This window comes from Massilia sp. P2_C2 (assembly GCF_056404615.1).
The window spans coordinates 1-8,660 of sequence record NZ_JBFUDR010000268.1; the positions used below are offsets into that span (position 1 = coordinate 1).

Consider the following 8,660-nt stretch of genomic DNA (forward strand, 5'->3'; position numbering starts at 1 on the left):
GCTATAGCTCGGAGCAGATGTTCGATCTGGTCGCGAAAGTCGAGGATTATCCGAAATTCCTTCCCTGGTGTAGCGGCGTGAAAGTGATCGAACGCGGCGACGACAAGCTGGTGGCCTGCCTGCAGATCAACTTCCATGGCGTCAAGCAGAGCTTCACCACGTCCAACCACAACCAGCGTCCGATCCAGATGAAGATGCACCTCGTCGACGGTCCCTTCAAGATGCTGGAGGCGACGTGGACTTTCAAGGCCTTGCGTGCCGATGCCTGCAAGATCGACTTCGACATGCAGTACGAGTTCTCCAGCGTGATCCTCGAACAGCTCGTCGGTCCCGTGTTCGGCATGATCGCGAACACGATGGTCGATTCGTTCTGCAAGCGCGCCGAGGTGATTTATGGCTGAGCCGGCCGAATTGCAAGTCTATGTGACGTATGCGAAACCTCAGGAAGAGTTCGTCCGCCCGTTGCGCGTCGCGCCCGGTACGACCGTGGGCCAGGCCATCGAGCTGAGCGGGGTGCTCGCGAGTTATCCGGAGATCAACCTCGTGACCCAGCCGGTGGGCATCTACGGCAAGAAAAAGACGCTCGACACCGTCCTGCGTGACCGCGACCGCATCGAGATCTATCGTCCGCTCGTGGCCGATCCGAAGGATTCGCGGCGCAAGCGCGCTGCCAAAAAGCAGTCGGGCGCGGCCGCGGCCTGAGTCGCGCCCGGGAGCGGCAGTGCCGGCTCAGCGGCAGGTCGCCAGGAAGCGCCGGACCTGCACCAGCCGGCGCGCCCGGTCGTCGTCCGACACATACACGCGCTCCCCCTTGGCATCCACATCCGCCATGCGCTCGCCCGAGGTAAGCGTTGCTTCGTTGCGACGTGCCGCCGCGCATTGCTCGGCCAGGTCGGCCTTGCGCTGCGTATCGTCCGCGGACTTGCGCTCGTCCGCGTCGTGCTGTGCCGTGCGCTTGCGGAAGTCCGCGTCGCGTTCGGCCAGCGTGGGCGGCTGCGGCTTGGCGGCCTCGGCCTTGGTCTCGGCCGTGGCCGGTGCGGCTGGGGCGGGCAGGCCGTAGAGCGAAGCGGCGGTCGGCGCACGCGGTGCCTGCAGGATGCGCGACGGCGGCGTCCCGGGCGGCGGCGGGCGGTCGGAGAACACGCGGGTGCCGTGGTCGTCGATCCACGAGTATTGGGCATGGGCTGGGGTATGCGCGGCGAACGCGGCCAGGGCGGTCAGCAGCAGCAGCCGGGAAGTGCGAGTCGAATTCATCAATTTATTTCCTTACGTCATTACCCTGATTTCGCCACGGGTGGGCGCCGCTGTCAATCGCCGGTTTAAGGCAATTCCGGTCGTTTTTTGGCAAGCTGGCGACGTTTTCCTCGAGTTTCTGTATAATTCGCTTTTGCGCCTATAGGAAATCAACTATGCGTCTTCTTCAGAAAGCACTCACGTTCGATGACGTGCTGCTCGTCCCGGCCTATTCCAACGTCCTCCCGGCCAATACGTCCCTGCGTACCAAGCTGACCCGGAATATCTCGCTGAACATTCCGCTGCTGTCCGCCGCCATGGACACCGTGACCGAAGCCCGCCTCGCGATCGCGATGGCACAGGAGGGCGGCATCGGCATCATCCACAAGAATCTGAGGCCAAGCGACCAGGCGCGCGAAGTGGCGCGCGTGAAGCGTTTCGAAGCCGGCGTGCTGCGCGACCCGATCACGATTCCGCCGACAATGAAGATCCGCGAAGTCCTGGCCCTGGCCCAGCAGCATGGCATCAGCGGGTTCCCGGTCGTGGAAGGCAAGCAGGTGGTCGGCATCATCACGAACCGTGACCTGCGTTTCGAAGAAGACCTGGACGCCGAGGCGCGCGCCAAGATGACCCCGCGCGCCAAGCTCGTGTACGTCAAGGAAGACGCCGGCACGGACGAGGCGAAGCGCCTGATGAACAAGTACCGCCTGGAGCGCGTGCTGGTCGTCAACGATGAATTCGAACTGCGCGGCCTGATCACCGTGAAGGACATCCTGAAGTCGCACGAGCACCCGAACGCCTCCAAGGACGCACAGGGCAAGCTGATCGTCGGCGCGGCCGTGGGCGTGGGCGAGAAGGACAAGGAACGCGTCGAGCTGCTGGTGAAGGCCGGCGTCGACGTGCTGGTGGTCGATACGGCGCACGGCCACTCGCAGGGCATCCTCGACCGCGTGAAATGGATCAAGACGACGTACCCGCACGTTGACGTCATCGGCGGCAACATCGCCACGGCCGCCGCCGCGCGCGCGCTGGTCGAGGCGGGTGCGGATGCTGTGAAGGTCGGCATCGGCCCGGGCTCCATCTGCACGACGCGTATCGTGGCCGGCGTGGGCGTGCCGCAGATCACGGCGATCTCGAACGTGTCCGAAGCCCTGCAGGGCACGGGCGTCCCCTGCATCGCCGACGGCGGCATCCGCTTCTCGGGCGACATCTCCAAGGCGCTGGCGGCCGGCGCGCACACCGTCATGATGGGTTCCATGTTCGCGGGCACCGACGAGGCGCCGGGCGAAGTGATCCTGTACCAGGGCCGCAGCTACAAGGGCTACCGCGGCATGGGTTCGCTGGGCGCGATGGCCGAAGGCTCGGCCGACCGCTACTTCCAGGAAGCGTCGGCCAAGGCCGACAAGTTCGTCCCGGAAGGCATCGAAGGCCGCGTCGCCTACAAGGGCAGCGTGCTCGCGATCATCTACCAGTTGGTCGGCGGCGTGCGCCAGTCGATGGGCTATTGCGGTTGCTCGACGATCGAAGAACTGCGCGAGAAGGCGGAGTTCGTCGAGATCACGTCGGCCGGCATGCGTGAATCGCACGTGCACGACGTGCAGATTACCAAGGAAGCGCCGAACTACCGTACCGAGTAAGCTCGCTGCGGCCTGGTGGGCACGGGGTGCCCACCCTACGGCGATCAATATTGTAGGGTGGGCACCCCGTGCCCACCATTCACATCATCATCACCACATGCATTCCAAGATCCTCATCCTCGACTTCGGTTCCCAGGTTACCCAACTGATCGCCCGCCGCGTGCGCGACGCCGGCGTATTCTCCGAAGTCTATCCCTACGACATCGGCGACGAGTTCGTCCGCAACTATGGCGCCTCCGGCGTGATCCTGTCCGGCAGCCACAACTCCACGCTGGAAGGCGACTCGCCGCGCGCCCCGCAAGCCGTGTTCGAACTCGGCGTGCCCGTGCTGGGCATCTGCTACGGCATGCAGACGATGGCCGCGCAACTGGGCGGCAAGGTCGAGAACGGCAAAGTCCGCGAATTCGGCTACGYCGAGGTGCGCGCCCGCGGCCATACGAAACTGCTGAACGGCATCAACGACTTCGTCACCGACGAAGGTCACGGCATGCTGAAGGTCTGGATGAGCCACGGCGACAAGGTCCTCGACATGCCGCCGGGCTTCAAGCTGATGGGCAGCACCGACTCCTGCCCGGTCGCCGCCATGGCCGACGAAGAGCGTAATTTCTACGCGCTGCAATTCCACCCGGAAGTGACGCACACGACACAGGGCGAAGCCATCATCGGCCGCTTCGTGCACGAGATSTGCGGCTGCAAGAGCGACTGGAACATGCCGGACTATATCGCCGAAGCCGTCGAGAAGATCCGTGCCCAGGTCGGCAGCGATGAAGTGATCCTCGGCCTGTCCGGCGGCGTCGACTCGAGCGTGGCGGCAGCCCTGATCCACCGCGCCATCGGTGACCAGCTGACCTGCGTCTTCGTCGACCACGGCCTGCTGCGCAAGGACGAGGGCAAGATGGTCATGGACATGTTCTCCAAGAACCTCGGCGTGAAGGTGCTGCGCATCGACGCGTCCGACCAGTTCATGGGCCATCTGGCCGGCGTCAACGATCCCGAGCAGAAGCGCAAGATCATCGGCCGCGAATTCGTCGAAGTGTTCCAGGAGCAGGCCAAGCAGCTGACGAGCGCCCGCTGGCTGGCGCAGGGCACGATCTACCCGGACGTGATCGAATCGGCCGGCAAGGGCAAGAAGGGCCAGACGATCAAGAGCCACCACAACGTGGGCGGCCTGCCGGAAACGCTGAACCTCAAGTTGCTGGAACCCCTGCGCGAACTGTTCAAGGACGAAGTGCGCAAGCTGGGCGTCGCGCTGGGCCTGCCGCACGACATGGTGTACCGCCACCCGTTCCCGGGCCCGGGCCTGGGCGTGCGCATCCTGGGCGAAGTGAAGCGCGAGTATGCCGACCTGCTGCGCGAAGCGGACGCGATCTTCATCGAAGAATTGCGCAAGACCCCGTTCGAAGTGCCGCATGTGCCGGGCATCGACGCAGGCAAGGCACCGGTGAACTGGTACGAGGCGACCTCGCAGGCATTCGCCGTGTTCCTGCCGGTGAAATCCGTGGGCGTGATGGGCGATGGCCGTACCTACGAATACGTCGTCGCGCTGCGTGCCGTGCAGACGCTGGACTTCATGACGGCGCAGTGGGCGCATCTGCCGCACGAGCTGCTGGGCAAGGTGTCCAACCGCATCATCAACGAAGTGCGCGGCATTAACCGGGTCGTGTATGACATTTCGGGGAAACCGCCGGCGACGATTGAGTGGGAGTGACCGAAGTTTCTTAAGTAATTGATTTTAAATGTAAAATAAGCGGGCCGTTGATCATTTCGACCGAATGATCAACGGCTTTTTTGTTATGTTCTGGAAATGGCATTGCATCTATAATGCAGACGCTTCAATGTCTCGGTTTATTGCAGGAGAGGCGCTCGTCAGGCCGCGCTCTCTCGACCGTGCTACAGACCCTGGCGTAGCCATCGGCCGCCGCAACCCCCTATTCGTTGATCGGTACGGCCAAGTTCAAACGGAGTCGACCGCAAAGCGTGGTTGAGCCATGTGCCAGCCGACATCACCGGTCGTCCCGTCAATCGTGTTGATGGGTTAGTGCTTTAACCCCGCGCAGGACAGCAGGCCCTGCCTGAACAACACGACTGGTACCGGCCGTCTTGATCGGCTGCTTCGCTTGCGCAACCAGGATCTCAGGCAGATGGACCTCGACCCAGTCCGCCAGCGCCTCGACTTTCTCGCCGATGTCGCGACCCAGTTCCGTCAGCTTGTATTCGACATGCGGCGGTACCACCGGATAGGCGATACGTTCCACGAAGCCGTTACGCTCGAGCGACTTCAATGTCTGGGCCAGCATCTTTTCGCTGACGCCGTTCACTTTGCGGCGCAGGTCGCTGAAGCGGTGCGTTCCGCCTAACAAGGCCACAAGCACCAGCACGCCCCAGCGGCTCGTAATGTCGTTCAGCACATCGCGCGACGGGCATTTTTCGGCGAAGACGTCTGCGCGCATTAATTTCGCGGACAGGGTATCGGGAGACTTGCCGGCAACGTCATTTTTCATCTCATACTTACCTTTTTGTGCGTACTTACTAAAAGTAATCTAAGCCCTTACTATACACCTCCCAATCACTCACGAAGGAGTTCAACCATGATTGCCATCACAGGTGCAACCGGCCAACTCGGCCGCCTGGTAATGGAAGGTTTGCTGCAGAAGCTGCCTGCCAGTGACATCGTCGCGGCCGTACGCAATCCGGACAATGCCAAGGACTTTGCGATGCGGGGTGTGCAGGTCAGGCCCGCCGACTACGATCTGCCGGATACTCTGGAAAGAGCGTTCCAGGGTGCGGACAAGCTGCTGCTGATTTCGGGGAGCGAAGTGGGACGTCGCGTTCCACAGCATCGGGCGGCCATCGACGCGGCCAGGCGCGCCGGTGTGAAACTGATAGCCTATACGAGCATTCTGCATGCGGACACGTCGCCGCTGCCACTGGCGGCCGAGCACAAGGAAACGGAAGCTCTGCTGCGTGCATCCGGCATCCCGTTCGTCTTGCTGCRCAACGGCTGGTACACCGAGAATTACCTCGCCAGCGTGCCGGCCGCACTGCAGTATGGCGTCATGCTGGGCAGTGCGGGCGAGGGGCGTATCGCTTCCGCAGCGCGTGCCGATTATGCTGCCGCAGCCGTGGCCGTGCTCGCCGCCGACAACCAGGCAGGCCGCATCTATGAACTGGCGGGGGACGAATCGTACACGCTGGCCGAACTTGCTGCCGAAATCTCCAAACAGTCCGGCAAGAACGTCGCATACCAGAATCTTCCCGAAGCCGATTTCAAGGCGGCGCTGCTGGGCGCAGGTTTGCCGGAAGGTCTGGCGACCGTGTTGGCCGAATCCGATGTCGGTGCATCGAAAGGTGGATTGTTCGACGACAGCCGTCAGTTGAGCCGTCTCATCGGCCGGCCGACCACGCCACTGGCAGCCCTCGTCAAGGCGGCGCTGCAATAATGGCTCATGCGGTTGCGCGCCCAGGTCGAGACCGGGGACGCCGAGTCGATCCTTGGCGCACCCCGTCAGTTACTCACTGAACCGACCACGCAGAAGCATCAGCAGCCCTTCTTCCAGATCATGCTGGAAATCGTAGCGCAGGGCCGCCAGATCGGGGCGTGCAACGACTTCCGCCGCGACCTTGGCTGGATTGCTCAGTGGCCAGAGCCCGATGAGAAACGGTAAGGCATGGTGAATAAATTTCTCGAACGCGGATGCGGGGATGGACGGCATGCAGTGGTGAAAATCGAGCGCCGTCTCCTTCCGTATGCTGAGCAGCCCATGCTTGAACCCCACCATGCGCTCAGCGGAGACATTCCGCTCGAGAAGCGACGGGAAGACGCTCACGAGTCGGCACAACAGCGGACGTGCCGCCAGCGTTGCGGAGAACGCCCGCGCGATGTGTTCGATGGTTCCCCGCCGCCGCGTCTCACGGCTGAGTGCCGCGCGCAGTTCCGCGTGCCAAATCATGAACTCCTCGACGAGCACAGTGAGCAAAACGGCTTCGCTGCTCTCGAAGTAGCGATACACGTTCGACTTGGTCATCTGCGCGCACCGCGCGAGCTCATTGATACCGAGATCGTGCACGTCCGGGATCTCGAGCAGCAGCAACTTTGCGGTATCAAGCAGGTGGCGCCGGCGCTCCTCCTTTTGTTCGTCAGACCGCGCCCTTAGATATGTCGATGTAGCCATCCTGGAACCATCAGCCGTTCATGACGCGGGCGAAGATCGCCTGGTGCATCCAGCGCGGCGTCGCCCAGACCATTGCCACCGCCGCCTTGTTGGCCCAGCCGGCCACCACGCTCATACGTCCCGCGTGCAGCGCGCGTATGCCGGCACGGACCACGGGCTCGGGCTTCATCATGAGTAGTTTCAACGCCAACGTCATCTTTTGTTTTGCCGCCTGCGCAAACCCAGTGTCCGACATGCCCGGGCAAAGCGAAGTCACCGTCACGCCGTCCTGTTTGAACTCGCGGTGCAATGCGTCGCCCAGACGCAGGACATAGGCCTTCGCCGCACCATAGACCGCCATGTCGTGCACGCCGTAATACGCCAGAAGACTGGCTACCAGCAGGATTTTCCCACGGCCTCGCTGTCGCATGTCCTGCCCGAAGAGACGCGTCATGGCGGTCAGGCGGCTTTGTTGCATAAATCCGCCCAAGCAGCGGGAAAGGCGGGGCACGGGTAAACTGACGGCATGAGTGCGCCTGCAAAGCCGACGTACCGAACGACCAATTGGAAAGATTACAACGCGGCGCTGAAGACGCGTGGTTCGCTGCTCATCTGGCTGGACAAGGACATGCACTGGCAAGGCAGTGCCAGCGGTAAGCGCGGCCGCAGCCCAACGTACAGCGAGGCGGCGATCCAGTTCTGCCTGACCATCAAGGGCCTGTTCAATCTGCCCTTGCGCCAGGCGATGGGCATGGCGCAAAGCCTTCTCAAACTGTCCGGCCTCGACTGGAAAGTACCCGACTTCAGCACGAAAGTGACCGACAACGCCACCGGCGATGCGCCGATGCTGCCAAGCCTGCTCAATCAGATCGACGCTGACGAGATGATCGCCAGCGTCAGTGGCGACGGCGCCTACGACACGAAGGGCTGTCATGAGGTTATCGCGCGGCGTGGTGCGGAGGCGATCATCCCGACGCGCAGGAATTCCAGGCCGTGGAAAGATCGACGTCCTGGCGCCGCGGCCCGTAACGCCATCCTGGACGCCACACGCCGGCTTGGCCGAAAAATCTGGAAGAAGTGGACCGGATATCATCGACGCAGACTTGTCGAAACCAACCACGTTGCTTCAAGCTGCTCGGTGAACGAGTGATGGCGCGTGACTTCGATCGACAAGTCGCCGAGTTGCAGGTACGTGCCGCCATTCTCAACCGTTTCACGCGGTTGGGTACGCCCACGACCGTGGTCATGCCCTAATTCCGCCTGGGGTTTGGGTGTACTACGCGCTCAACTGATTTATGCAACAAAGCCACGACCAAGCGATATAGACAAAAGTACTGTTTTTTGGGGACAAACATCCTATTGCGATACCGGCCACCGACGATGAAAATTAGTCCAAGCTGATTGGGAAAGCCCAACAGATGTTGCACAGATGTTTAATAGACTGTGTCTAGCTGGAAATCGGATTGAGTCGTTGTGTGACAGCGGCGTGATTTTCGTTTTGATACCAGCGGCAGAGCACCTGACGATAGGAGGGTTTCATCATGCTACGGTGGCTTGCAAACTTGATGTCTCATCACGTTCCTACGCCTGAGAAACATGCAAAACGGTCGCTCAACGACCTGCGCATGGAGCTGTATCA

9 protein-coding genes and 1 pseudogene are annotated in these 8,660 nt (G+C 61.9%); 6 read left to right on the plus strand and 4 right to left on the minus strand.

Features of this window, described 5'->3' with window-relative positions:
* The coding region (locus AC1DYX_RS24010; RefSeq protein WP_477263531.1) for a type II toxin-antitoxin system RatA family toxin at positions 1-401 on the plus strand (401 nt) is incomplete at its 5' end.
* The gene (locus AC1DYX_RS24015; RefSeq protein WP_477263533.1) at positions 394-702 is read left to right on the plus strand and encodes an RnfH family protein; all 309 of its coding nucleotides are present in this window, start codon (positions 394-396) and stop codon (positions 700-702) included. The genes AC1DYX_RS24010 and AC1DYX_RS24015, both read left to right, overlap by 8 nt.
* A 27-nt stretch (positions 703-729) precedes the next feature.
* Here AC1DYX_RS24015 and AC1DYX_RS24020 read toward each other — a convergent pair whose 3' ends face one another.
* Entirely contained in the window at positions 730-1,254 is a 525-nt protein-coding gene (locus tag AC1DYX_RS24020; protein ID WP_477263535.1) for a DUF4124 domain-containing protein, read from the minus strand.
* A gap of 155 nt (positions 1,255-1,409) precedes the next feature.
* On the opposite strand from AC1DYX_RS24020, the gene guaB reads away from it, so the two are divergent.
* Both guaB and guaA read left to right on the plus strand, forming a co-directional pair.
* Positions 1,410-2,870, plus strand: a complete 1,461-nt coding sequence (gene guaB / locus AC1DYX_RS24025; RefSeq protein WP_477263537.1) for an IMP dehydrogenase — start codon at positions 1,410-1,412, stop codon at positions 2,868-2,870.
* Between the two features lie 97 nt (positions 2,871-2,967).
* Complete coding sequence (gene guaA / locus AC1DYX_RS24030) at positions 2,968-4,578, plus strand: glutamine-hydrolyzing GMP synthase (RefSeq protein WP_477263539.1); 1,611 nt, start codon at positions 2,968-2,970, stop codon at positions 4,576-4,578.
* Between the two features lie 310 nt (positions 4,579-4,888).
* On the opposite strand, the gene AC1DYX_RS24035 is transcribed toward guaA, so the two are convergent.
* Positions 4,889-5,371: a winged helix-turn-helix transcriptional regulator gene (locus AC1DYX_RS24035; RefSeq protein WP_477263542.1), complete on the minus strand. Its 483-nt coding sequence runs from the start codon at positions 5,369-5,371 to the stop codon at positions 4,889-4,891.
* An 87-nt stretch (positions 5,372-5,458) separates the two neighbouring features.
* Between AC1DYX_RS24035 and AC1DYX_RS24040 the strand changes: the two genes are divergently transcribed.
* Entirely contained in the window at positions 5,459-6,310 is an 852-nt protein-coding gene (locus AC1DYX_RS24040) for an SDR family oxidoreductase (RefSeq protein WP_477263544.1), read from the plus strand.
* A 69-nt stretch (positions 6,311-6,379) separates the two neighbouring features.
* On the opposite strand, the gene AC1DYX_RS24045 is transcribed toward AC1DYX_RS24040, so the two are convergent.
* Together AC1DYX_RS24045 and AC1DYX_RS24050 are read right to left on the minus strand one after the other, a co-directional pair.
* The gene (locus AC1DYX_RS24045; protein ID WP_477263546.1) at positions 6,380-6,961 is read right to left on the minus strand and encodes a TetR/AcrR family transcriptional regulator; all 582 of its coding nucleotides are present in this window, start codon (positions 6,959-6,961) and stop codon (positions 6,380-6,382) included.
* Between the two features lie 91 nt (positions 6,962-7,052).
* A complete protein-coding gene (locus tag AC1DYX_RS24050) occupies positions 7,053-7,499 on the minus strand; it encodes an SDR family NAD(P)-dependent oxidoreductase (RefSeq protein ID WP_477263548.1) in 447 nt (148 codons plus the stop codon).
* Positions 7,500-7,547: 48 nt separating this feature from the next.
* On the opposite strand from AC1DYX_RS24050, the pseudogene AC1DYX_RS24055 reads away from it, so the two are divergent.
* Positions 7,548-8,275 (plus strand): annotated as a pseudogene (locus tag AC1DYX_RS24055) (IS5 family transposase).
* Positions 8,276-8,660: the final 385 nt, after the last annotated feature.

What these genes read in the sequence shown, in the direction of transcription:
- AC1DYX_RS24015 (WP_477263533.1), top strand. Translation starts at nt 394, where the DNA reads ATGGCTGAGCCGGCCGAATTGCAAGTCTATGTGACGTATGCGAAACCT.
- AC1DYX_RS24020 (WP_477263535.1), bottom strand. Translation starts at nt 1,254, where the DNA reads ATGAATTCGACTCGCACTTCCCGGCTGCTGCTGCTGACCGCCCTGGCC.
- guaB (WP_477263537.1), top strand. Translation starts at nt 1,410, where the DNA reads ATGCGTCTTCTTCAGAAAGCACTCACGTTCGATGACGTGCTGCTCGTC.
- AC1DYX_RS24035 (WP_477263542.1), bottom strand. Translation starts at nt 5,371, where the DNA reads ATGAAAAATGACGTTGCCGGCAAGTCTCCCGATACCCTGTCCGCGAAA.
- AC1DYX_RS24050 (WP_477263548.1), bottom strand. Translation starts at nt 7,499, where the DNA reads ATGCAACAAAGCCGCCTGACCGCCATGACGCGTCTCTTCGGGCAGGAC.